This window comes from Arthrobacter bambusae, assembly GCF_030812595.1.
GTDB classification, from domain to species: Bacteria; Actinomycetota; Actinomycetes; order Actinomycetales; family Micrococcaceae; genus Arthrobacter; species Arthrobacter bambusae_B.
In genome coordinates this window covers 1-22,459 of record NZ_JAUSSZ010000002.1, presented here as the reverse complement: position 1 = coordinate 22,459, position 22,459 = coordinate 1, and the positions used below count along the sequence as shown (strand labels likewise).

Annotated in this window: 21 protein-coding genes; 11 read left to right on the top strand and 10 right to left on the bottom strand. The window is 61.6% G+C overall.

The window, feature by feature from the left end; all coding sequences use genetic code 11:
• The first annotated feature begins 144 nt into the window (after positions 1–144).
• The 6 genes from J2S96_RS03550 to J2S96_RS03525 all read left to right on the top strand — a co-directional run bounded on the left by J2S96_RS03550 (position 145) and on the right by J2S96_RS03525 (position 7,473).
• Positions 145–1,422: a sugar ABC transporter substrate-binding protein gene (locus J2S96_RS03550; RefSeq protein WP_306859952.1), complete on the top strand. Its 1,278-nt coding sequence runs from the start codon at positions 145–147 to the stop codon at positions 1,420–1,422.
• 81 nt (positions 1,423–1,503) lie between these two features.
• Positions 1,504–2,391 carry a carbohydrate ABC transporter permease gene (locus tag J2S96_RS03545; RefSeq protein WP_306859950.1) on the top strand — a complete coding sequence of 296 codons (888 nt, stop codon included), beginning with the start codon at positions 1,504–1,506 and terminating at the stop codon, positions 2,389–2,391.
• Positions 2,392–2,399: 8 nt separating this feature from the next.
• A complete protein-coding gene (locus J2S96_RS03540; RefSeq protein ID WP_370872997.1) occupies positions 2,400–3,323 on the top strand; it encodes a carbohydrate ABC transporter permease in 924 nt (307 codons plus the stop codon).
• 123 nt (positions 3,324–3,446) lie between these two features.
• Positions 3,447–4,490, top strand: coding sequence for a LacI family DNA-binding transcriptional regulator (locus J2S96_RS03535; RefSeq protein WP_306859946.1), 1,044 nt, complete (start codon positions 3,447–3,449; stop codon positions 4,488–4,490).
• 56 nt (positions 4,491–4,546) lie between these two features.
• The gene (locus J2S96_RS03530) at positions 4,547–6,109 is read left to right on the top strand and encodes a glycoside hydrolase family 32 protein (RefSeq protein WP_306859944.1); all 1,563 of its coding nucleotides are present in this window, start codon (positions 4,547–4,549) and stop codon (positions 6,107–6,109) included.
• A 23-nt stretch (positions 6,110–6,132) separates the two neighbouring features.
• Positions 6,133–7,473: a NosD domain-containing protein gene (locus J2S96_RS03525; protein ID WP_306859942.1), complete on the top strand. Its 1,341-nt coding sequence runs from the start codon at positions 6,133–6,135 to the stop codon at positions 7,471–7,473.
• Between the two features lie 141 nt (positions 7,474–7,614).
• Here J2S96_RS03525 and J2S96_RS03520 read toward each other — a convergent pair whose 3' ends face one another.
• The 7 genes from J2S96_RS03520 to J2S96_RS03490 form a co-directional block, all read right to left on the bottom strand.
• Entirely contained in the window at positions 7,615–8,097 is a 483-nt protein-coding gene (locus J2S96_RS03520; protein WP_306859940.1) for a VOC family protein, read from the bottom strand.
• A 159-nt stretch (positions 8,098–8,256) separates the two neighbouring features.
• Positions 8,257–9,006: an SDR family NAD(P)-dependent oxidoreductase gene (locus J2S96_RS03515; RefSeq protein ID WP_306859938.1), complete on the bottom strand. Its 750-nt coding sequence runs from the start codon at positions 9,004–9,006 to the stop codon at positions 8,257–8,259.
• A gap of 243 nt (positions 9,007–9,249) precedes the next feature.
• Positions 9,250–10,242 (bottom strand): Gfo/Idh/MocA family protein, encoded by a 993-nt coding sequence (locus tag J2S96_RS03510; RefSeq protein ID WP_306859936.1) that lies wholly within the window; start codon positions 10,240–10,242, stop codon positions 9,250–9,252.
• Complete coding sequence (locus J2S96_RS03505) at positions 10,239–11,141, bottom strand: sugar phosphate isomerase/epimerase family protein (RefSeq protein WP_306859934.1); 903 nt, start codon at positions 11,139–11,141, stop codon at positions 10,239–10,241. Before J2S96_RS03505 ends, J2S96_RS03510 begins: the two co-directional genes overlap by 4 nt.
• Positions 11,142–11,144: 3 nt before the next feature.
• Positions 11,145–11,723 (bottom strand): VOC family protein, encoded by a 579-nt coding sequence (locus tag J2S96_RS03500; RefSeq protein ID WP_306859932.1) that lies wholly within the window; start codon positions 11,721–11,723, stop codon positions 11,145–11,147.
• Entirely contained in the window at positions 11,720–12,715 is a 996-nt protein-coding gene (locus tag J2S96_RS03495) for a LacI family DNA-binding transcriptional regulator (protein WP_306859930.1), read from the bottom strand. Before J2S96_RS03495 ends, J2S96_RS03500 begins: the two co-directional genes overlap by 4 nt.
• Positions 12,708–13,619 (bottom strand): Gfo/Idh/MocA family protein, encoded by a 912-nt coding sequence (locus J2S96_RS03490; RefSeq protein WP_306859928.1) that lies wholly within the window; start codon positions 13,617–13,619, stop codon positions 12,708–12,710. Before J2S96_RS03490 ends, J2S96_RS03495 begins: the two co-directional genes overlap by 8 nt.
• Before the next feature lie 217 nt (positions 13,620–13,836).
• Between J2S96_RS03490 and J2S96_RS03485 the strand changes: the two genes are divergently transcribed.
• The 5 genes from J2S96_RS03485 (at position 13,837) to J2S96_RS03465 (ending at position 18,724) form a co-directional block, all read left to right on the top strand.
• Positions 13,837–14,484 carry a bifunctional 4-hydroxy-2-oxoglutarate aldolase/2-dehydro-3-deoxy-phosphogluconate aldolase gene (locus tag J2S96_RS03485; RefSeq protein WP_306859926.1) on the top strand — a complete coding sequence of 216 codons (648 nt, stop codon included), beginning with the start codon at positions 13,837–13,839 and terminating at the stop codon, positions 14,482–14,484.
• On the top strand, positions 14,481–15,029 hold the full coding sequence (locus J2S96_RS03480) for an AAA family ATPase (RefSeq protein ID WP_306859924.1): 549 nt from the start codon (positions 14,481–14,483) through the stop codon (positions 15,027–15,029). The genes J2S96_RS03485 and J2S96_RS03480 overlap by 4 nt, the downstream gene beginning before the upstream one ends.
• A gap of 336 nt (positions 15,030–15,365) precedes the next feature.
• Positions 15,366–16,784 (top strand): MFS transporter, encoded by a 1,419-nt coding sequence (locus J2S96_RS03475; protein WP_306859921.1) that lies wholly within the window; start codon positions 15,366–15,368, stop codon positions 16,782–16,784.
• Positions 16,785–16,952: 168 nt separating this feature from the next.
• Positions 16,953–17,765 carry a sugar phosphate isomerase/epimerase family protein gene (locus tag J2S96_RS03470; RefSeq protein ID WP_306860620.1) on the top strand — a complete coding sequence of 271 codons (813 nt, stop codon included), beginning with the start codon at positions 16,953–16,955 and terminating at the stop codon, positions 17,763–17,765.
• A 167-nt stretch (positions 17,766–17,932) separates the two neighbouring features.
• Positions 17,933–18,724, top strand: a complete 792-nt coding sequence (locus tag J2S96_RS03465) for an SDR family NAD(P)-dependent oxidoreductase (RefSeq protein ID WP_306859919.1) — start codon at positions 17,933–17,935, stop codon at positions 18,722–18,724.
• 312 nt (positions 18,725–19,036) lie between these two features.
• On the opposite strand, the gene J2S96_RS03460 is transcribed toward J2S96_RS03465, so the two are convergent.
• The 3 genes from J2S96_RS03460 to J2S96_RS20155 all read right to left on the bottom strand — a co-directional run bounded on the left by J2S96_RS03460 (position 19,037) and on the right by J2S96_RS20155 (position 22,184).
• Positions 19,037–19,846, bottom strand: a complete 810-nt coding sequence (locus J2S96_RS03460) for a class I SAM-dependent methyltransferase (protein WP_306859917.1) — start codon at positions 19,844–19,846, stop codon at positions 19,037–19,039.
• A gap of 9 nt (positions 19,847–19,855) precedes the next feature.
• The gene (locus J2S96_RS03455; RefSeq protein ID WP_306859915.1) at positions 19,856–21,394 is read right to left on the bottom strand and encodes a putative bifunctional diguanylate cyclase/phosphodiesterase; all 1,539 of its coding nucleotides are present in this window, start codon (positions 21,392–21,394) and stop codon (positions 19,856–19,858) included.
• Between the two features lie 178 nt (positions 21,395–21,572).
• Positions 21,573–22,184 carry a DUF7793 family protein gene (locus J2S96_RS20155; RefSeq protein WP_370872987.1) on the bottom strand — a complete coding sequence of 204 codons (612 nt, stop codon included), beginning with the start codon at positions 22,182–22,184 and terminating at the stop codon, positions 21,573–21,575.
• Between the last annotated feature and the right edge of the window lie 275 nt (positions 22,185–22,459).

The following is a 22,459-nucleotide window of genomic DNA, read 5'->3' as shown; positions in this document are numbered from 1 at the left end:
GGTTTGGCATGAAGCGCCGGGTGTGACTGTTGACACGGAGCGTCGCGGAGTCCTAATCTGTTGCCAAGTCGTTTTGGCAAAACGATTTTTCACCCCACCTCCAGTTTCCAGCCTTTCCATTCAAGAGAAAGGGAGTCGACAGCGATGTCCTCTCGAAAGACACTCTCCAAGCTCGCCACCATCGGCGGCTTCTGCACCGCAGTCGCGCTCGTTGCAACCGGATGCGGCGCAGGGGGCCCCGCGTCCAGCGAAAGCGGCGGAAGCTCCATCAACGTCCTGGTCGAGGCAGGCGGGCACGCAGAACTGCAGCCCATTGCCGACCAGTGCAAGAAAGACACCGGGGTCAACGTCAATTTCGTTGAACTTCCCTATGACGGCTTGTTCAACCGTCTCTCCAGCGAATTCTCCTCCGGGACCGTCTCCTTCGATGTTGCGGCGCTGGACTCGGTCTGGCTGCCCAGCTTCAAGGACGCCTTGCAGCCCATCGATGAGCTCTTCACCGACGAGGCAAAGAAAGACATCTTCCCTTCGCTGGTGAAGGAGGCCAATGTCGGCGGGCACTTCATCGGCATGCCGGCCTGGACCAACGCCGAGATCGTCCTGTACCGCAAGGACCTTTTTGAGGATGCCAAGAACAAGGCCGACTTCAAGGCCAAGTACGGCTACGACCTCGCCGCGCCGACCACCTGGCAGCAGTACCAGGACATCTCCGCGTTCTTCACCAAGGACGGCATGTACGGCACCGACGTGAAGGGCGGCGTTGAAACCGAGTACCTCGCCCACGTGCTGCAGGCCGGCTCCCCCATGGTCCTGGACAGCAACAACAACGTCATCATCGACAACGCGGCCCATAAGCAAGCGCTGGACTTCTACACCAGCCTTGTCAAGGACGCCCCGGCCGGCGCTGCGCAGGTCGACTGGGCTGCCGCGCAGAACCTCTTCAACCAAGGCAAGACGGCGATGACCCAGTTCTGGGCCCACGCGTACCGGCAGATCCCCAAGGACTCCCCCGTCTACGGCAAGGTGGGCACGGCCCCGATGATCGGCGGTTCCGCCGGTGTCGCCGGGGTCCCCGGCCCCTGGTACCTGTCTGTACCGAAGGCCACCAAGAACCCGGACGCCGCGAAGAAGTTCGTCAAGTGCGCGTTCGACCACAATGACCTGGCCATCCAGTCAAGCCTTGGCCTCGCGTCACGAATCTCCGCCTTCCAGAAGTACCAGGACCAGCCCGGCTACGAAAGCTTCAAGCCACTGATCGAAACACTGAACGCCCCGGCCACGGCCACGCGTCCCGCAACGGCGAAGTGGCAGCAAATCGTCGACACCGTCCTGGTTCCCATGCTCCAGAAGGCAGTCGCAGGCGGAGACAGCACCACCTTGCTGGCCGACGCCAAAACCAAGATCCAAGCCCTCCTCAAGTAAGACTCCGCGGCCGGCACCAGCCCCTGGCACTGCCAGGGACGGCGGCGCCGGCCGCGGACCCAACCAGCGGAAGAGAATCCCGTGCGCATCCCTGATCGCCGCTTCGCCCTCTACCTGATGACCCCGGCGGCGCTGTTCCTAGCAGTCTTCGTTGCTTACCCGCTGTTCCGTCTCGTCACGGACAGCTTCTTCAAGATCTCCCCGATCGTCGGCGGCCCCCGCGACTTCGTCGGACTGGACAACTACGTCCGCGCCTTCACTTCCCCGGACTTCATCGGTGCCGGCTGGCGGACACTCGGCTACACCCTCATGGTCGTGACCCTCGAATTCGCCCTCGGCTTGGGCATGGCCCTGCTGTTCACCACACTGGGCAAGAAATCCCAGGTCTGGCGAACCATGTTCCTCTACCCCCTGATGATCGCCCCGATCGTGGCCGGCCTGTTGTGGAAGTTCCTGATGATCGACAACTTCGGGCTGCTCGGCAGCCTGCTCAGCCAGGCCGGCATCCTGCAAAGTCCCAACCAGATCGGTTGGCTCTCGAACCCGGATATCGTCCTGTTCTCCGTGGCCATCCCCGACATCTGGCTCACCACCTCATTCATGTGCCTGGTGCTGTTCGCGGGCCTGCAAAACATCCCCGGAGACCTCATCGAGGCGGCCAGGCTCGACGGCGCACGCGCACCCGCGCTTCTGTTCCGCATCATCCTGCCGCTGCTGCGCCCGGTCATCGCCGTCGCGCTGGTGGTCCGCGGCATCGACGCGGCCCGGGCGTTCGACACCATCCTGATCCAAACCAACGGCGGACCCCAGTCCGCTTCCGAAACCATGAGCCTTCTCATCTACCGGACCATGATCCGCTTCGGCGATCCCGGCTTGGCAAGCGCCATGGGCACCATCTACCTGCTGGCCATGCTCGCCATCGCCTTCGTCGCCGTCACCACCATCTGGCGGCCAGGAAAGGACACCTGATGAGCACCATGGAAAGTCCCGTAATCCCCGCCCGGCCGACCACCAAGGAAACTGCCCCGCTTAGCAGGAACCGCAGGCGCCGCGGTGTCAACCGCGAAGGCCTCGAAGCCGGAAAGCGCAGCACCCGCACCATCCTGTGGATCCTGCTCGCCGCCTCCCTTGTACTGTACGGATTCCCGTTCCTGTACCTGTTGTTTACGTCTTTCAAGACACCCATCGACACGATCGCCGTCCCGCCCACCATCCTGCCCAAGGAATGGACGCTGGCGAACTACGTCAACGCCCTCGGCCGTAGTGGAGTGCCGGCGTCGTTCATCAACAGCATCCAGACAGCGGTGATCAGTACCGGCCTTTCGCTGGTCCTGGCGGTTCCGGCAGCCTACGGCATCACCCGCTACAAGACCCGCAGCGGCAGGATCTTCATCATGGCCGCCCTGGTCACCCGCATGGTCCCGCCGGTGGCCATCGGCATCCCGCTGGCATCCATGATGGCCTCGGTGGGCCTGGCTGACACCCCGATCGCCCTCTCCATCGCGCACACCACCATTTCCCTGCCCTTGTCGATCTGGCTGATGTCCAGCTTCTTCGAAGCCGTCCCCCAAGACCTGGAAGAAGCTGCGACGGTCGATGGCTGCAGCCGACTCGGTGCCCTGTGGCGTGTAGTCATCCCGGTAGTGTCCGGCGGCATCGCGGTCACGGCGATCTTCGCTTTCCTGGCCTCGTGGAACGAATTCCTGTTCGCGCTGCTCATGACCGCGGTCCGGTCCCAAACCACGCCCGTAGTGATCGCGAACTTCCAGACCCAATTCGGCCTGGACTGGGGATCGATGACCGCACTCGCGGCCGTCTACTCGATCCCGGTCATCCTCCTCACGCTTCTCTTGCAGCGCAAGATCGTCGCGGGGATGACGCTCGGCGCCGTCAAGGGCTAGACAAGCAAAACGAAACGAGGAAGGGACCATGGGAGGCAGGCAGCCAAGTGATCCGCTCGGCGGAACACAAGCGCGAGTACCATTCCCCGGTAGCCTACTGATACATAAGGACGTGGGAGACAAATGAGTAACAAGAACATCGGTATCAAGGACGTGGCCGTCGCCGCAGGCGTCTCCGTGACAACTGTCTCCCACGTCCTCAACGAGGTTTCCTACGCCCGGATCAGCCCCGAAACCAGGGACAAGGTCAGGGCCACCGCCGAGCAACTAGGCTACGGCCCCAACCGCCTTGCCCAGGCGCTCCGCACCCAGAGGACCGGCATGCTGGGCCTGGTCAGCGAGGAAATCGCCACCACGCCGCACGCGGGCCGAATCATCCTCGGCGCTGACGAGGCTGCCAAGGCCCGGGGGTACAACCTCATGATCATCAACACCCCTGTCTCGGCCAGCCTCGAATCGCGGCAGGCCGACGTCCAGGCCCTCCTGGAACGCCGGGTGGACGGAATCCTCTACGCCACCATGTACCACCGCGATGTCGAGCTTCCCGCGAACCTCGGCAGCGTTCCCTCCGTCCTGGTCGACTCGGTGGCCACCGGGGGAAGCATCACAGCCGTGATCCCGGACGAGGAAGGTGGCGCACGCGCCGCCGTGGGCGCGCTCCTGGAAGCCGGCCACACCCGGGTGGGCTTCATCAACAACACCGATGATGTTCCCGCCACCCGCCAGCGGCTCCGGGCCTTCCGGGCCACGCTGACGGAGGCAGGGCTCGACGGCGACGGCGCACCTGTGGAGTCCGAGGTCTCCGAGGTGCAAGGCGGCTATGAAGCGGCCCGGCGGATCCTGGCGCGCGCGGACCGGCCCACCGGCTTGTTCTGCTACAACGACCGGATGGCAATGGGAGCCTACCGTGCCGCCGCTGAGCTGGGGCTCAACATCCCATCCGACCTTTCAGTCGTGGGTTTCGACGACCAGGAACTGATCGCCGCCAACCTCCACCCGGGCCTCACCACCGTGGCCCTGCCCCACTACGAGATGGGTGCTTGGGCCACCGAGCACCTGATAGACGCCGTTGAGGGAAAGACCGACCTCACCCTCATGGCCCTCCACCCGACCATTCTGGGCTGCCCCCTTGTGCGCCGCGATTCCATCACTGCCCCCGCGCAATAAGCAGCGAGCCCTTCCACTTCCCAAAGCCCTTCCACTTCCTCAGAGGAACGCCAGACATGTCCAGCTACCTTGATGCCGCACGCCCGGAGACAGTCCCGGATGCTACTTCCAGGTTCCGGCCCGCCATCCATTTCGCGGCGAACGATACCTGGCTGAACGATCCCAATGGCCTGGTTTTCCACGACGGCCTGTACCACCTCTTTTTCCAGAACAACCCGTATGGCAACGTCTGGGGCAACATGTCCTGGGGCCACGCCACCTCGCGCGACCTGCTGCACTGGACTGAACACCCTGTGGCCATTGCCAGCGACGAGAGGGAGGACATCTTCTCAGGCAGCGTCGTCGTCGACCACGCCAATACTTCCGGTTTCGGCGCGGCGAACGCGCCTGCCCTCGTGGCCGTTTACACCAGTGCCTACAAGACCGGGTCCGAACACAGCGGCACGCAGGCCCAATCCTTGGCGTACAGCACAGATGCCGGGATGACGTGGCAAAAATACGAGGGAAACCCTGTCCTCACCAGAAATTCCCCGCACTTCCGCGATCCCAAAGTCTTCCGCTATCACGGGGACCAAGGCGCCTACTGGGTCATGGTCGCCGTCGAAGCCCAGCATCAAAAAGTGGTTATCTACCGCTCCGAAGACCTCAAATGCTGGAACTTTCTGAGCGACTTCGGCCCGGCCAACGCCGACGCTGGCGAATGGGAATGCCCCGACCTCTTTCCCTTGCCAGTGGACGGGGACCCGGACAACATCAAATGGGTACTGATCGTCAACGTCAACCCCGGCGCAGTGGCAGGGGGTTCCGGCGGCCAGTACTTCATCGGGCACTTCGACGGCGCCCGGTTCCTCCCGGAAGCCGGTTCACTCGCAGCGCCAGCCGGACTGGCTTCCCTTCCCGACCCTGCGGCGCGCGCTGCGGCACTGCGGCAATGCCTGTGGCTGGACTGGGGACGCGACTGCTACGCCTCGGTATCCTTCAGCGACGCCCCGGATGGCCGGCGCATCATCATCGGCTGGATGAACAACTGGGACTACGCCAACGAGCTGCCCACGGCCCCCTGGCGGTCCTCGATGACCCTTGCCCGCGAACTGCGCCTCACAACCGTCAACGGCTCCGCCCGTCTGACCCAGGAACCGGTCCTGCCTGAGCCCGCTGCCAACGAGCAAATGAATGCAGGCACGTTTGAGCTGCGAAATTCAGCCATCCGATTGCCGGATGCGGTACCCGGTAGCGCCCACATCATCGCGGCGGAAATACTGCCCGGAAGCGCCGAACGCCTGGTTTTCCGCCTCTTCGGAAGCAGTGACGGGAGCAAGGGCACCACTCTTAGCTACGACGCAGCAAGTGCGCAGCTCATCCTTGACCGCAGAAATTCAGGAAACACCAGCTTCCACGGGAAATTCGCGTCAGTCGAGACTGCGCCGGTCGATCTTGAAGACGGTGTGCTCAAATTACTCATCGTCGTGGACCACTGCTCAGTCGAAGCATTCGTCCAAGGCGGCAAGGTCGTCCTGACCGATCTCATCTTTCCCGAAACCGAAACCCGGGAGAACTGGCTATCGACCGATGGAGGCTCAGCAACAATACTGAAGCTCGCGGTCTCCACACTCAGCTAACCGCAACACAAAGGGAAGAACCCATGTCAAGCAACAACTACTACGACGTCACTGCGTGGCCCGTCGGAAATCCGTCCAAGGACGTCGGTGAAGTAATCAACAGCATCATCGCCGACATCAAGGACCGGCAGACCGCCACCGATGCGAACAACGGAGGAAAGCCAGGCGCGGTGATCTACATTCCGCCCGGGGACTACACCCTCCGCACACAAGTGGTGATCGACATCAGCTTCCTCAGGATCGAGGGCTCGGGGCACGGATTTACCTCGTCGAGCATCCGGTTCAACGTTCCCGAAGAGGAATGGCCCGACTTGCATGAGCTGTGGCCCGGGGGGAGCCGCATTCTCGTCGACATTCCCGTTGACGGAGACGGGGAAGAATCCAAGGGAGCCGCCTTCTACGTTGAGCGGAGCGGGAGCCCGCGGATCAGCTCGGTCGAGTTCTCCAACTTCTGCATCGACGGGTTGCACTTCACCCCGGACGGCTCCGGGATGCATCCGGAGAACACCTACGTCAACGGCAAGACCGGTATCTATGTCGCGAACGCCAATGACTCATTCCGCGTAACCGGCATGGGTTTCGTCTACCTTGAGAACGCCCTCACCATCTACCACGCGGACGCGCTTTCCGTTCACGACAACTTCATCGCTGAATGCGGAAGCTGCATCGAGCTGCGCGGTTGGGGACAGGCATCCAAGATCACCGACAACCTGATAGGAGCGGGCTTCAAGGGTCACTCGATTTACGCCGAGAACCATGGCGGCCTCCTGATCACCGCGAACAACGTCTTCCCCCGTGGTGCGAGCAGCGTTTATCTCGACGGCGTCACGCGTTCAAGCGTCACCAACAACCGTCTGCACTCGTTCTACCCCGGGATGGTGGTTCTCGCAGAGAATAGTTCCGAAAACCTCGTGGCCACGAACCACTTCCTCCGTGACCATGAGCCCTGGACGCCCTTCCTGGGAATCGACAATGGGCTCGACGACCTCAACGGACTCCTCCGCATCAGCGGCAGCAACAACTCGGTCGTCAGCAACCACTTCTCCGAGGTCATCGACTCACAGAGCATCCGGCCTACAGGCGCCACTCCCGTCATCATCCGGCTCGTGGCCGGGACTGGCAACTTCGTCTCCAACAACAACGTCGTGGCGATGGACGTTCGCTCCACGTCGAGTGACTCGTGTTTCTCGGCCCAGGTGGACGCTCTGTTGACGACCCAGGCCACGGACGGCCTCGCCGTCACGGCCGTCATGGTCGATCCCGAATCAGCCCGGAACACAATCCTTGACTCCGGAAGTGAGGCCCAAGTTATCGCGGACAGGGCTGTGAACGCTTTTAGGGCCACACCCACGATTGGTTCATAGGCGGCAGGTGGGCTTGTAGGGTTGTCGGGTGCCGCACTCCCCTAAAGGCAGCGGGACTCCGGAGCGCCCCGCCGCCGGTCCGTCGCGACCATCCGGTGACCCCGATGAAGCTGGGGGCCAGCTTGTCGGAACCTAGTCAGGTTACGGAGTGCCCGTTACCGGTGTTGCATCACCACTCTTGTCAGCATTTTGCCAGTCGGGCGCCTGAATGAGCTCCACCCGATTTCCGTCCGGATCGAGTAGGTAGACCAGCAGGCCGCCTGCAATGGGACCTGAGGTCGGGGCAATCGGTTCGGATACCGCACTGTAACCAAGTGCTGTCATTTTGGCGTAAACCTGCCGTACATCAATATCTGTAAAGGCAAGGTGTACCGTGCCCGCCTGCGCCTCTGACGGGTTGACGGCGGGCAGTAGAGGCTCCGCGTGGGCAAGTTCCAGCCGGAAGGCTCCGTCAGCGGTAGTGAGAAGCATGGCTGTTACCTTGACATTGGGACGACCGTAAAGCTCGCCGATGTATGGGCCCGACGTCCAGGCATCCAAACGGGTTAGTCCAAGCCCATCGACGTAGAATCGCGCGCTGCGCTCCATGTCTGTAACGTGCAGGGCAGTGTGATGATGCCGCATTAATTGTCTCCTTGGTAGATCAAGGACTTCCTACTCGTGTCCGTTTGCTGAATTACCTTTCAGGAAATGAGAGCAGCCCTGAAGCTTTGATGCTGGATGGGTGGGGCCTGGGTACAGCAGTGCGGGGCGGCAGGTGTCAGGAGACCCGTGCCGGGTTGTTCAGGTTCCGATTCCCAGATGTGCTCCGCCTGCCACATCCAGAGAAACCCCGGTGATGTAGCGGTTGTCGGGATCGGCGAGGAAGAGGATGGCACGGGCGACTTCGTCGGGTTCGGCGAATCGCCGCATCGGCAGCTGTGCGGCACGCTTTGCACGGTTGGCGGCTGCGTCCGGCCCGGAGTCTTTGGCGAATTGTGCCCACATGGGTGTGTTAACTGGGCCTGGTGCGATGGCGTTGACGGAGATGCCGTTGGGCCCGAGCAGTTCGGCGAATGACCACATGATGTGCAGGACAGCAAGCTTGCTCGCGTTGTATGGCAGGTAGTTGAGCCGTGATTCCTTCGCCGCAACGGACGATAGGACCACGATGGCGCCGGCGGTGCCGGTCTCGAGCATTGACTTTGCGGTCTCGCGCACCATCGTGAAGGTCGCGGAGGCATTGATCCGCAGAATGGAGTCAAATTCTTCAGTGGTTGTCTCCATGATGCCGGGGGTGGGACCGAGCACTCCGGCTGCGTGGATGAGGACATCGATGCGGCCGTGTTTGGCTGTGATGTCCCGGATAGTAGCTGCGCATTGCTGTTCCGAGGTGATGTCGAGGGGGTAAAACGCTTCCAAGCGCTGGTCCTCTTTGGGAGACCGATCAGCGCCTATGACGATGGCGCCTTCAGCTTTGAGCGCGCTGACAGCTGCATCGCCGATTCCCCCGCTTGACCCGGTTACCAGAACGACCTGATCTTTGAGGCTCATTTGTTCTCGCTTCCATGGACGTCGGCGGACACGGCTCCCCCGGCGGTGGGAGCGTGAGTTGCTTGCTTCATGTTCAATTCCTTTCGCCCGCGTAGCGGTAGTCCTTCCACTCCCCCGATTTTCGGTCTGCTCTGGTGGAGGCGGTTTGGAGCTATCTTGCGCCTCCTGGTGCTCAGCGGTTTGTGCAGCCCGCTTCCGCGGTGGGCGGTCCAGCCCTGAACTGGGGGTTGGTCGGGTGGTTGTTCAGCTTGCGTTCACCGCGTGGCTGGCCCATTCCCGACCGGCTTGTTCCTCCGTCGGCAGCCCGGCAGCGGCGAGGATCCGGTCGAGCAGGCGCTGGGTGTGAACAGCTTCGCGACCTGAGGTCAGCGGCTGTGTCCTGTCGGCGACTCGGTCCAGGAAATGGTGAACGGCGGCGGAAAATCCGAGCGTGTCCGTCGCAGTAGCCCATCCGTAGGCTTCTGCGCTGAGTTCCCGGGATGTGGTGACTCCCCTGACTGTGGTCGAGACTGTTTCGGGTGCTCTGACTTCTACTGTCTTTCCGTCACCATAGGCGTCCAGCTTCTCGTTCCATGCTCCTGCCGTTCTGGCCGCCATGAGCACTCCGGTGTTGCCGGTGCTGAAACGGATGGTTGCTGCAACCCCGTCTTCTTCCCAGGGGTCGTCACCGGCGGCATGGGCGGCCACGTCCACCGGCTCGCCGCCGCAGTACCAGCGCAGGAGATCGACCATGTGGATGGCGTTCTCAAAGGTTGCGCGGTACTCCGATCCCGGACGGTTCTTCTGTGCGACGCAGAATGTGGCGCCTTTGTCGCCAAAAACTTCCCGGCCGGCCGTGTAGACGGGCGCATAGCGGCGGTTGAAATCGACCATCAGTATTCGCCCCCGTTCGTCGGCGAGGTCTGCCAGGCGTTCTGCCTCGTCGGTTGCCGGAGCCAAGGGCTTTTCGCAGAAAACGTCGACGTCGTTGGTGAGGCACAGCTGCACGGCGTGGGCGTGCTCGGAGCGGGGAGTCAGCACGAAGACTGCATCGAGCTGCTGCGAGTCCAGCATGTCTTCGACTGTCTTGTAGGCGGCGCCGAATCCCCAGCGCCTGACCAGGTTGCTGGGGTCCTCACGACGGGACACCAGGGCAGCCAGTTCGACGTCATCGCGTTGTACGAGGGTGGGCAATTGGGCGATGGTGGCGATATTGCCGGCGCCGATCACTCCGACACGGAGACGGTTGGTGTTCATCGGGCGTTCCTTACTTCAGCCAGGTCAGAGATCATTGAGCGCAGGACGGTGGCGGCTTCGCGGAAGCCGTCCTCGGGCACGGGGAGGTCCTGGGGGTGCCAGCGGTACTCAAGTTCGATGCTCAGCACGTCGTCGTAGCCGTGCCGCACCAGCGCAGCCAGGATTTGGGACCACGGAACAACACCGTTCCCGACGACCCGGGACCTGACGGCCCGTTCGGAAGCGTTGACCCGGGCTGTTTCCGTGGCGCGGAAGGCGGCATTGGGATCGGTGAAGACCAGGTCCTTCACGTGAACGTGACCGATCAGGTCACCCTGAACGGCAAAGGCCTGCTCGAACGTTTCGTCATGCGTGAAGGTCAGGTTGGCCTGATCGTAAAGGACGCGGACAGATGGTTGGGCGATTTCCCGGACCAAGGCAGCGGTTTCTGCCGCGGTCTGGGTCATGGTTCCGAAATGGTTTTCCACGCAAAGCCGGACACCGGCCTGGTCCGCTTCCGGGGCAAGGGTTTCCAATGCTTTACGCAATTGCGCCCACCGTGCCGAATGGTCGGTGTCTCCGGGGTGCCAGGATCCGGCGTAGACACGCACCCGGTCGGCGCCGAGCAGATGTGCGGTCTCGATGGCGCCACGGAATTCATCGACTCCTCGACGCCACTCCGCATCATCCAGTGAGTTGATGGCTGTGGTGTAAGGCGTCAGGCCGACAATGGGCACGCCCTCGCTGTCGGCGGCCTGCAGTGCCTCCATCGCCGCGCGCCGGTCACCCAGGGGTAATCCGGACGTGTAGTCGTCCTGATAGATGACTTCGGCAGCGTCAAGCCCTGCGGCTTGGAAGAGTTTGAGTGCTTGGGGAACCGTGTGGTTCGGGGTGCCCAATGTGTGACCGGCAAGCCGCATTGTTCAAGATCCTTTCTGAAGTGTGTGGGTTGCTGTCCAGTCCGAAGGACCGACCAGCCGGGGCGGGTCTGCGACACGGGATCGGTCCACGAGTTCCATCAGCAGTCCCCACGGGGTGACGAAGTAGGTCCAGCGGTTGCCGGCAACCCGGGGGCTGTCACCGGCAACTTCCTTGCGCTCACCGAGCACATGGACCCCAGGTATGTCCTGCAGCGCTGCGATCGCTTCATCGACGTCATCCACGACGAAACATAAGTGGTGCCCGCCGGCGTCGGAGTGCCGCGGCGGCGTGGTACGCCGCTCAGCGCTGCTCCATTCGAAAAGTTCGATGTTGAGGTTTGGTGGCAGGCGCAACATGGCGAGCGTGAGCTTGGCATCTGCAGGGACTTCGAAGTTTGTGGGCATGAATTCCTGGTCCGGTCCTCGTTCCGAGCGGTACAGCTCCTCGGCTCCGAGGACGTCGACGAAGAAACGGATGCCTTCCTCAAGGTTCGGAACGGTCAGCCCGACGTGGTCCGTGTGGCGGAGCCCCGGCAACCGGCGCATTGTGCCTGTCGGGGCGCCGTTCGTTTGCGCGGTCATTTGCGTGGCTCCGAGGTTGAGCCGCGGACCAGAAGTTCGGGTTCGAGGACGATGTGGTCCACGGAGCCGTCAGCGTTCTGTTTCTCGGCAAGTTCGATGGCGATATGTCCCATATCGGCGATTGGCTGCCGGATGGTCGTCAGGGCGGGGTTGAAACGGGCGCCGAGAGCGAGACCATCGAATCCGATGACGGATACATCGTCCGGTACCCGTACACCGCTTCGACCAAGGGCCGAGATCACTGCAAAGGCGACCATGTCGTTGGCCGCAATGATGGCCGTTGGAGGATTGCCCATCTGCAGGAAGTGCTCTGCTCCGCGCGTGCCCGCATCCAGATCCGACCCGCTGTCCAAAACGATGGGCGTGCCGCCGCTCTGGGCTGTCATCTCCAGGTAGGCGTCCATCCGGTCCTGGGCGGTGTGTGTCCCGGCAATACCGGACACGTAACCGATCGAGGTGTGCCCCAGACCGTGCAAGTGATCCAGGGCCAGCATGATTCCGCGCCGGCTGTCGACGGTGACGGTGGGAACGGTATCGTCCCCTTCGACGCGGTCGATCACGACGACCTTGTGGCCGAAGTCGAACCGTTTGAGGGCTTTGGTATCGACCTTGGTTGACGGGGCCACAATTCCGAAGGGGGCATACATCGCCTGCATGGCGGTGAAATAACCATCGGTTTTGGCCGGGTCACCGTTGGTGACGCACAGCAGCAGCTGGTAGCCGCGTTCGTCAGCTGCCTGTGTCATCGTTTTGGCAAGCTCAGCGAAGAACGGGTTGGTGATGTCAGGGACGATCAGCGGGACGAAGGTGCTGGTCTTTCGGCGGAGAGCTTGGGCGAGCGGGCTCATCGTGTAGCCGAGTCCCTCGGCGACCCGAAGGATGTGCTCGCGTGTTTCGCTCTTTACCGCCTCGGGGCGCGAGAACGCCCGGGACACCGTTGACCGGTGGACACCGGCAGCTTTTGCAACGACGTCGATACTCAGGTCAGACATGTTCTCTTCCTCCGTGCTGGTCGTCATAGGCCCGCCAAATGGGGCGCATGACATTTTCGAGCTGGGCCAGCGTGGTCAGGCCCCGGAATCCATCTTCCAGCGTCCGGGCGACGTTTCGCACGAACGGATCGTAAAGAGGGTCGCTGTCCACATTGAACTTGTCGACCTCCGTGGTGCCGTCCAGTGCAGTGAACGTAGCTGTGCCGTCCGAATCCACGGAGGCGAATCCTGCCTCACCGACCGAGGTAAAGCTGCAGTAGCGCTTGAGCGGAGAGCCGGGGAAAGCGTAGCCAACCTCCACAATGGCTTCGCGACCTTCCGGTGTCGTGATGATGAGACTGGCATGATCCTCAACAGCCTGGTGGTGAAGAGCCGATGAGAGCCGGGAGTCGACATGTGCTTCTGCCTCGCCACTGCCCCTGAGGAACAGATCGACAAAATGTGGACCCAGATTGGCCAGGCAACCTCCGCCCGCCTTGGCCGGATCGAGCATCCAGGGATTGGCGTTGTCCAGATACCGGGATGGTGGACCGGCAATAAATGAGGTTCGCTGGTAAGCGGGCCGACCTGCCTTGGCAAGCCATTGCTCTGTTGGTCCGCCGCGCTGGACCAACGGAACAGTGGCCGGAACGCCTGCCGTTTCGGCGGCTTGTCGAACGGCGGAAAGCTCGTCAAGGGAAGTGCCCAACGGCTTTTCCACGACGAACGGAATACCGCGCTCGATCAGGGCAAGACACTTTTCGGCCATACCATCATGAGGACCGAAGACATATGCGAGTCCGACGTCAGGGAGATCGACAAGCTTCCGCCAGTCGGCTTCAACCGGGGCCCCCCATCCTTTCGCGAGGTCCCGCACCTGCACGCGTGAGACGTCGTCGTCACCGACGCCGATCACCTCGTGCACTTCGCCAATGGCCGGCGCGCAAAGCGGGACATGCCAATGGGAAGCACCCAGAATAATTGTGCGTACATGAGTCAACCGCAATACCCCCTTGTATGAGATCGGTTGCTGAGATCGGTTGCAATAACACTATGGATGGTGGGAAAGTTTGTCAACGACACTTCAACAGTGGCCCGGGCAATAAGCAGCATTAACACGCCGGGGCTCAAGAAAGGCAAGCATGTACAAGAAACTTCGCACCCTGCAGACCATCGACGAATCCGGCGCCATCCTGATCGTCCGCCTCGACAACGCTGACGTGGCAGAACGCGTCGCCGAAGCCGCCATCACGGGAGGCTTCCGTGCCCTTGAAATCACCCTCTCGATCCCAGGTGCCGTCGATGTCATCCGCAGGCTCGCCGCCAAGCACGGGTCAAACGGAGTAGCGGTTGGTGCCGGAACCGTGCTGGACGAGCACTCGGCCTACGAGTGCATCCGCGCCGGCGCTGACTTCCTGGTCAGTCCTCAGCTGAACCCGGACATGATACGTACAGCCAACCGCTACCAGGTACCCACGGTCAGCGGCGCCTACACGCCAACTGAGCTGGTCAACTCCGCCGAGGCGGGCGCCGACATCCTCAAGCTTTTTCCCACCGAGGCGGGCGGCATCCCCTATGCCAAATCCGTGCTTGCCCCGCTCGCGCACCTGCCAATCATGCCGGCGGGCGGCGTGACCGTCGAGAACGTGGGTGAATGGTTCGCGGCTGGCGTCGCAGGTGTCGGCGTCGGCAGCTACGTGACCAAAGCATGGCAGCCGGACGGCGACTTCAACCGGGTCACCAAAGCCGCCAAGGAGTTCCTTTCAGCCGTGGCGGAGGCCCGCCGATGACCGTCCCCAACGTCTTCATCGTTATTGGGCCGGCCGGCTCAGGGAAAACGACAGTTGCCCAGAAAACAGCAAGAGAGAACGGCGCCGCCTATCTGGACAAGGACCGGGTGTGCGGACGGTTTGTCGAGTACGCCCTGAAAGTGACCGGACACGACCCCACCGACCGGGAATCCAACGACTACTATCGCGACAACCTGCTGCCGCTCGAATACGACACTCTCATGGACGTGGCCGGAGCAAACCTGCGCCTCGGCCGCTCGGTAGTGATCGATGCCCCTTTTGGCGCCTACTTCCAGGTACCCGACTTCCTGACACGCGCGGCAGAGAAATTTCACTGGCCACCTTCCCAGGCCACGGTCGTGCGGGTAAGGGTTCCCCAGGACCTTCTGCGGGAACGGCTTTCCCGTCGCGGCCTGGAACGAGACCAATGGAAACTCTCTCACTGGGACGAGTACTGGTCCATCTACGGAAGCCTGGAATGCGCATGGTCCGGGGTGCAGTACCTGGACTTCAACAACGAAACACCGCTCCCGGCAGATGCGTGACTGCCGAATCCGGCCATCACTCAGGCACCCCATGAGCAACCCTCCTCAGGTCTGAGCCCCTAATCGGACTGAGGAAAGATGCCTGTCGTCCAAGCAGGAATAGCACCGCTGTCCCCCAACAGGGCCGCCGCTGCAACCACCTGAGGCGCCGCCTCAACAAGACGTTGACAAGTGGGATGCATCACCCCTATCGTTGTTGCAACCGATCTCAGCAACCGATCTCATTAGTGCTAGCCACTAAGAGACCCGGCGGTAAAGCACTTGCCAGGCCTGCATCAAGTTCCTTGGTTTAGCCCGTTACCCCTCGTCAGCAAACGTGAAAATATGGAGAGTTCAATGAAGACCTCGAAAGAAGCGCTCGGCCGCCGGGTCCCTTCGGCGGTTCCCGAAGTGTCCGAGCACCCTCGCCGCACCGTCAATATGGTGGCAGGTACGATCGGCCACTTCGTAGAGTGGTACGACTGGTACGTCTATGGGCTGCTGGCAGCCGTGTTCTCGGGCCAGATTTTCCCAAGTGCTTCCCCGATCGCTTCCCTAATCGCAGCACTGCTCACCTACGCGCTCGGGTTCGTTGTACGCCCGCTCAGCGGAATCATCATCTCCCCACTGGCCGACCGTTTCGGCCGACGGCTCATCCTCACGCTGTCCATCTCCGGCATGGCACTAGGTGCTCTGATAATCGGCCTCACGCCGTCATTCGCGACCATCGGCTATGCAGCACCCATCCTCTTTCTGGTGGCACGCATCCTCCAGGGAATCTCCGCCGGAAGTGAGGCGCAGAGCGCCATCGCGTTCATGGTTGAACACGCTCCCGCGAACCGCAGGGGCTTGTTCGGTTCGTTCTCCAACATGGCCAGCGGCTTCGCGACCCTCGCAGCGACCGGCGCCGCAGCAATGGTGACATCAGCCTTTACCCCGGCGGACCTCGCCGCCTGGGGTTGGCGAATCCCGTTCCTCGCGGGGGGCGTCCTCGGCGTCGTCGGCCTTATCTTGAGGGCCCGTGCAGAAGAGACCCGTGAGTTTGAGGCAACTGCCCTCGTCGATCAAAAGTCCGCCGCGGCGCGCCTCTGGGACCTACTTCGCGAACACCCCAAGGCTCTACTGCAGACAGCGGCCCTCTCAGCCCCGGCCGTGGCCTACTACACCTGGGCCACCTTCCTCCCCACCTACGCCAAACTGACCACCGGCCGGGACCTGTCCTCCACCTTGGCGGGAAATGTGATCGGGCTGGCCTTGCTGGTTGTCATCGTGCCGGTCTGCGGCGCCCTTTCCGATCGGCTTGGCCGACGCAAAATCTTCCCCATCATCGGCGCCATCGGCATGGTCGTCCTCTTCTACCCGTTGCTTCTGCTGCTGAACCAGCCAGGCTTCGGGGTATACGTTCTGGTGTCGGCGTCGGGATGGGTCGTTCTCGGCATCTGGCAGTCGATATACCCGACCATCCAGGCCGAACTGTTCCCGGCCGCTGTCCGGGTATCCGGGATTGGCTTCGCACACCAAATTGTCATCGCCGTCTTCGGTGGCACCGCGCCACTCATTGCTGCTGAGTTCGTCAGCGCCGGACATCCCGAGTACGTGGCGATCTACATGATCGCCGTTGTTGCCCTCTGCCTCATCGTCTACTTCACTCTCCCCGAGACCGGCAGTCGGACCGGCCGTGCCACGGTGGCGCTTGCTGACCCTGAGGTAATCGAAGGAGAACACCTCGTCTCGAGCACTTCGTCGACTACTGACCAGACCAAGGGTTCCCGGTAGGCACACTGGTACCAAACAGCCGTGGCGGCTCGACCGGCAAGAAGGGGCGTAACTGCCCCGGCATCTTCGAGCCGCCCGGTCCACGGGTGAGACCGCCTAAGCAGAATTAAAATTCACATTGCGCAATAAATAAAGGCGAAGAACAGAAAGATGCCTTCAGTGAACCAAATGATCATTAATACGTTCTCCTACCTATGGTCGTCTACGGCAATAGATGCGATAGCTGAATTGGTCGACAGCGGCTACAGAACTTTTGAAGTTCCGATCAGCTCACCACATTGCTGGCCGGATGAAATATCCGACAGAGAGCGTTCGGAAACTCGTGCAAGACTCGACGAGTACGGTGCGAAAATCAGGTCACTCAACGCCGGAGGCTATGACATCAACTTGGCCAGTCCTGGCGCCAATATGCGCCGCAAGAGCATCGAGCACATCAAATCGGTGATTGATCTGGCCCATGCCTGGGATGTCCCCGAAGTTGTGATCTCCCCCGGCACAAGACGCCCAATGATCTCACCTTCACTCGATAGGGTTTACGGCTGGATGTACGAGAGTCTGGAGAATCTCATCCCACTGGCCAAACAGGCTGGCACGCGGCTGCTCTTCGAAAACACTCCCTACTGCTTCACCCCCACCATCCAGAACCTGGCAGGGGTGGTGAACACCATCAACGACGACTCGGTCAAGATCGTGTACGACGTCGCCAACGCTGCCTACATCGGAGAAGATCCGGTAGAAAGCCTGCTCTCCCATCACGAATCCATTGGGTTGATACATATTTCTGATACGGGCACTGACACCTGGGGTCACGATCCGATCGGCACCGGAGTGATCGACTGGAACGGGCTGGGCAAGGTCGTCAAGGAAACGTGCGGCGTCAGCAACGTCGTTCTTGAGATCATTCGCGAGGAGAACCCCGTGCAGGAATTCAAGAAGGCAATGCAGGACCTGAAGGATCAGGGCTGGGAACTGGAAAACTAGCCGGAAAACAGGGCACAGCGCGGTTGCCGAAGACCTAAAGGAACTATTGAAAATAGTTCACATGCGAATCGAGCACCGCCGCTATTGAATTTGGCAGACCCGGATTCTTATGAATCTTCGCATCAGAAATTTTTCCCCTGTGAATCACGAACAAAGGAGTATGTGCAGTGAGAGCTTTGGTAAGTGGCGGAAGTAGCGGCATAGGAGCAGCGACCTGCCTGAGAATCGCAGAGGCGGCACTGGCTCGTGGCGTACACCCGATGATTGCCGTGGCTGGGCACGAATCGAACGGTAGCCAAAAAGAAGTCGTTGATTCAATCCAGCAGATGGGCGGTACCGCCCTCGCATTGGCCGGCGACCTCGGTGACCCAGAGGTTCCTGGTCAACTAGTAGAGGCTGCGGTAGCTGAATTCGGTGGTCTGGACGCATTGGTAGCTAACGCCGGAATCGCTAACCCCGGCCCCATTTGCGACGTGACCCTTGAAGACTGGGACAACATGTTCTCCGTGAACCTCCGCGGCGCGTGGCTTCTTGCCAAAGCAAGCCACCCGCACTTGAAGCAGGCCAAAGGCGCGGCCTGCTTCACCTCTTCAATGTCGGGTCAACAGCCACACGCCGGATCCGGAGCCTACAGCCCGAGCAAGGCTGCACTGACCATGCTCGCCCAAACACTCGCGCTGGAATGGGCACCAGAAGGAATTCGAGTCAACGTGGTCTCACCGGGTATGACCCACACACGGATGACGGAGAAAATGTACGCCGATCCCCAAATCAAAAAGGCAAGGGAAGACATCATTCCACTGGCAAGAATTGGCGACCCCATGGACATTGCGAACGTCATCGAATTTTTGGTAGGCCCGCTATCCGGTTATGTCACCGGGCAAGACATCTGTGTGGATGGCGGCTTCTCCAAATCCATTCTTAGCCATATCCCTGGCCGGCCCAGCTCAAAATCTTGAGGCTTGATCTGCGGCGGTAGCCCAAAAAGTGACGTAGCCGTCGCCCCGAAACGGCGGAAGCTCTTCTACCGCAGCGTTCATCACCGGCGACGCCGGCCCAAGGGTCCTCTACCTGGCGGCGTGCCAGGGAGAGGACCCTTGCGCGTGCGGGCCGTCCCCGCCGGAGGGACCCTGAGGTATCCCCACGGCCGGTCAGAAGGCCACAATGCGTATCGAGCCATGACGCCACGTGATCCCGGAATTCATGTACCTCACTAAAAACCGGAACAACTGCTGGGCTTGGACCCGGGCGGCTGTCGCGCACACCACCCGTTAGTGCTCGGTTCCGGAATTCTCCGCGCCCGACAGGAGCGCGTAATATCCCGGAACCCACTGCGAAAGACCGCCGGCGTTCATCGGGACCACCTCGATGTTGACCGGGCCGTCCGCAATCATTCGCCAATCCGAATCCGGAAAGACGCCGTGCCGTTCACTCGCACCGAAATGCCCGGGACGGGGGAGGTTTTCCAAGGCCCGCTGCAGCTGCAGCGGGATCCTTTGCCTGGTCGCGCCGAGCTCGGTGAGGTAACCGAGGCTATTTCCACGGAAGTTGGTTTCTGCCAGCAGCACCCGGCCGCTGTCCCCGACAACGGTTCGAAGGTTGGCAGCCAGGGCCACCTGCTTGCCGGGCTTCAGGACGTGGAAGACTCCGCGGACAAAGACGTTTGCGGGCCCCAGCCGCTCCCGCAGGAGCTCCCCGGAAGGTGCCGCCGTAGCATCGAGAACCATGAACTCGGCATTTGGAATGCCTTCCGCTTCCCTGCTCGCCAGCTCGATCGCCCCCGTGGATACGTCGATTCCGAGGACTCGTGGAAAGAGCTCGGCAAGCCAGCGGGTGTAGGTGCCGTTGCCGCACCCGATGTCAACCACGGGAAGAGCCGGATCAAAGTGGGCTGAGATCTGGTCGGCGTATTGCGCTCGCTCGGCCAGGGAGTCAGAGTCCCAAAGAACGTCCCCGCAAGGCCCGGTTGTGCGGATTCCGCGCCAGTATCCTTCCCAGGCGACGACCGGGTTTCTGGGTGCCCGGGAAGCCAGGCGTACTACCGTGGGGACAAGCAGGATCCGGTCCCAAAGCTTCGACATAGGCCAACTCTACAGATGCCGCGCGGCCCGGCGGAGTTGGCCCGCAAGCTGCGCGGCCGGCAGCGGGCGTCCGTAGAAGTAGCCTTGCCCGTAGAGGCAACCCATAGATGTCAGCTGGGCCGCTTGCTCTGCGGTTTCGATGCCTTCCACGGTCGCGTTGAGCCCCGCAGCGAAAATCAGCTGCAGAATGGCAGACACGAACTTTTGCTGCCGCGGATTCGACTCCAGGTCCCTTATCAGGGACTGGTCGACCTTCACAGTGTCCGCCGGAAGCGCCGTCAGGTAGCTGATAGACGAAAAGCCGGTTCCGAAGTCGTCAATTTGCAGGCCCACCCCAAGCTCCCGGAGCCTGCTCAGGACCTGTTCCTCTCCGGTTCCCCGGGACATCAACACCGTCTCGGTGATCTCTAGGACCAAATGCCGCGGATCCACGCCATTCCTGGCCAGCGTGTCCCTGATGTCGTCCAGCAAGTCCGGTCGAAGCAGCTCGGCGGCGGAAAGATTTATGTGCAGACGAAAGTCTGCCAGGTCCGGGTCGGTTTGCCTCCAGCGCCTCATTTGGGCAAGACCTTCGTGCAGTACCCACCGGCCCAGCTCAAAGATCAACCCGGTTTCCTCTGCGATGCCAATGAAACTGCCTGGCATTATGGTCCCGCGAACCGGGTGATGCCACCGGAGGAGGGCTTCCATGCCGATGACGCCACCGGAAGCCAACTCGACCACCGGCTGATACAGCAATGCCAGCTCCCCACCGGCAACAGCGGTGCGTAGCTCGGCGGTTATCCGCGACCGTTCCTGGACGGCGTCGAGCATATCCGGGTGGAAGATCTGGACGTTGTTCCGGCCACGCGCCTTTGCCCGGTACATGGCAATATCGGCATCGCGCAGCAGTGCCTCCGCCGGGTACCCCGGTTTGCCAATGCAAACGCCGATGCTGGCCATCGCCCACACCGTTTCCGCTCCGATACGCACGCTCTCCTGCAGGGACTCCGATGCACGGTGCGCGATGTGAAGGACCTCATCTTCCGTGGCCGAGTCAATAAGGATCGCAAACTCATCCCCGCCGAGGCGGGCAACCGTGTCCGAGGCCCTCACGGCGGAACGGAGACGTTTGGCAACTTCCACCAGCGCGGCATCACCTGCGTTATGGCCCAGGATGTCGTTTATGGCCTTGAACGAGTCCAGATCCAGGAGCAACACAGCCGGGCCTTTTCCGCCGTCCGCGCTGGACAGGACCGCTTCCTGGATCCGCTCGGTGAGCAGGGTCCTGTTTGGAAGGCCTGTCAAGGCATCCGTCTTGGCCATCCGTTCCAACTCAACCTGTGTTTGCCGCAACATGGCCGTGCGGGTGGCAACACGCTGTTCCAGATCCGCATGGATGTGGCCCAGTTCCTCTGCGAGCAGGTTGACTCCCGTGATGACAGCATCGATCTCATCACGTTCCGCCGAAGGCTCAATGCGTGCGTCCAGATCACCGGCAGCCAATCGGACAACTCCGTCAACCAACAGCTGCAGCCGCGCGTCCTCAACGCGCTTTCTCGATCTCATGTAGTCCTAGGCCCCCGAGGAGCTTTCGAAATGTTTATCTCCATGTCCGGATTTCCAGTGACGGCTACCTCGGATGCGGCGCCCTGTTATCTCTTCTTGGGAAACAAGGTTCTGCCCGCCCACGGCCGAGCACGAATCCCGCCCGAGGCCCGTTCTCCCCACGAAGCGCGTCCGGGGTTCACGCACCCGCATTAAGCCAATCCATCGCCTCGGCGCGGGATGTAAAAAAACGAGTTGGGCAAGGCGGGACGTGCACTCCGAGGAAGAAGTTCGCCAGAACCCGGTCAACAGGCGACTTGCCTAACAAAGCGATGCGTGAAGCGCCGCAGGGGATGGACCATACAGCCCTGGCCTCCCGGCTAACGGAAGCAACTGATGCCATGTCTACAAGCATCGGATGCTGCCCCCGCTGGCATAACTCGTTGACTTTCGCCATGGCCGCATGGGCATCCTCAACGTCGATATGGACCCCGGGCTGCCAGCGCAGATTAAGATGCCCGTCGACGCTTAGATCGACACTTGCCTTACCACCGTCCGCAATATCCGGTACCACGATCATGTCCTCCCCGAAGGCCGCCGAACCTTCCAGTAACCCCAAAAGTACCCGCTTACCCGACTTATCTTGGAAACGCGCGGGCTGACGCCCCGCGCGTCCACCAGTCGAAGAACGGGCCCGAACACCGTCACCGCCGGTGCGAGGCCGACCATCGAGATGTTTCCCGCCGGCAAGGACCCCGGTGTCCATGGCACCGCGCGGCTCGTCAACATGCCCCTTGTCAACATAATGCATGCGATCCCCCAGCTGGACCTGACAACACAAACTCGAATAGACCTACGCTAACCTTGCCACCACCGCCCCAAAAGCTCCACTGATTCCTGCCGGCACGGAGACGTCGAAGAGTCCTGCCAACTCCGCCTGAATGTGGATGCCGGCAGATGGCGGGGGAGTGTCGGAATAACGGTGGATCCTGGGTTGGCCTGACACGCCGGGCGGTGCCTGGCGGGGAGGACTGATCATGAGCGACACCATGGATTCCATGGCGACTGATGTGGATCAGCAAGAGT

Bases quoted from the DNA above. Each gene is read 5' to 3' on its own strand.
- J2S96_RS03550 (WP_306859952.1), top strand. From the start codon at position 145: ATGTCCTCTCGAAAGACACTCTCCAAGCTCGCCACCATCGGCGGCTTC.
- J2S96_RS03540 (WP_370872997.1), top strand. From the start codon at position 2,400: ATGGAAAGTCCCGTAATCCCCGCCCGGCCGACCACCAAGGAAACTGCC.
- J2S96_RS03535 (WP_306859946.1), top strand. From the start codon at position 3,447: ATGAGTAACAAGAACATCGGTATCAAGGACGTGGCCGTCGCCGCAGGC.
- J2S96_RS03530 (WP_306859944.1), top strand. From the start codon at position 4,547: ATGTCCAGCTACCTTGATGCCGCACGCCCGGAGACAGTCCCGGATGCT.
- J2S96_RS03525 (WP_306859942.1), top strand. From the start codon at position 6,133: ATGTCAAGCAACAACTACTACGACGTCACTGCGTGGCCCGTCGGAAAT.
- J2S96_RS03520 (WP_306859940.1), bottom strand. From the start codon at position 8,097: ATGCGGCATCATCACACTGCCCTGCACGTTACAGACATGGAGCGCAGC.
- J2S96_RS03515 (WP_306859938.1), bottom strand. From the start codon at position 9,006: ATGAGCCTCAAAGATCAGGTCGTTCTGGTAACCGGGTCAAGCGGGGGA.
- J2S96_RS03510 (WP_306859936.1), bottom strand. From the start codon at position 10,242: ATGAACACCAACCGTCTCCGTGTCGGAGTGATCGGCGCCGGCAATATC.
- J2S96_RS03505 (WP_306859934.1), bottom strand. From the start codon at position 11,141: ATGCGGCTTGCCGGTCACACATTGGGCACCCCGAACCACACGGTTCCC.
- J2S96_RS03500 (WP_306859932.1), bottom strand. From the start codon at position 11,723: ATGACCGCGCAAACGAACGGCGCCCCGACAGGCACAATGCGCCGGTTG.
- J2S96_RS03495 (WP_306859930.1), bottom strand. From the start codon at position 12,715: ATGTCTGACCTGAGTATCGACGTCGTTGCAAAAGCTGCCGGTGTCCAC.
- J2S96_RS03485 (WP_306859926.1), top strand. From the start codon at position 13,837: ATGTACAAGAAACTTCGCACCCTGCAGACCATCGACGAATCCGGCGCC.
- J2S96_RS03480 (WP_306859924.1), top strand. From the start codon at position 14,481: ATGACCGTCCCCAACGTCTTCATCGTTATTGGGCCGGCCGGCTCAGGG.
- J2S96_RS03475 (WP_306859921.1), top strand. From the start codon at position 15,366: ATGAAGACCTCGAAAGAAGCGCTCGGCCGCCGGGTCCCTTCGGCGGTT.
- J2S96_RS03470 (WP_306860620.1), top strand. From the start codon at position 16,953: ATGATCATTAATACGTTCTCCTACCTATGGTCGTCTACGGCAATAGAT.
- J2S96_RS03460 (WP_306859917.1), bottom strand. From the start codon at position 19,846: ATGTCGAAGCTTTGGGACCGGATCCTGCTTGTCCCCACGGTAGTACGC.
- J2S96_RS03455 (WP_306859915.1), bottom strand. From the start codon at position 21,394: ATGAGATCGAGAAAGCGCGTTGAGGACGCGCGGCTGCAGCTGTTGGTT.
- J2S96_RS20155 (WP_370872987.1), bottom strand. From the start codon at position 22,184: ATGCATTATGTTGACAAGGGGCATGTTGACGAGCCGCGCGGTGCCATG.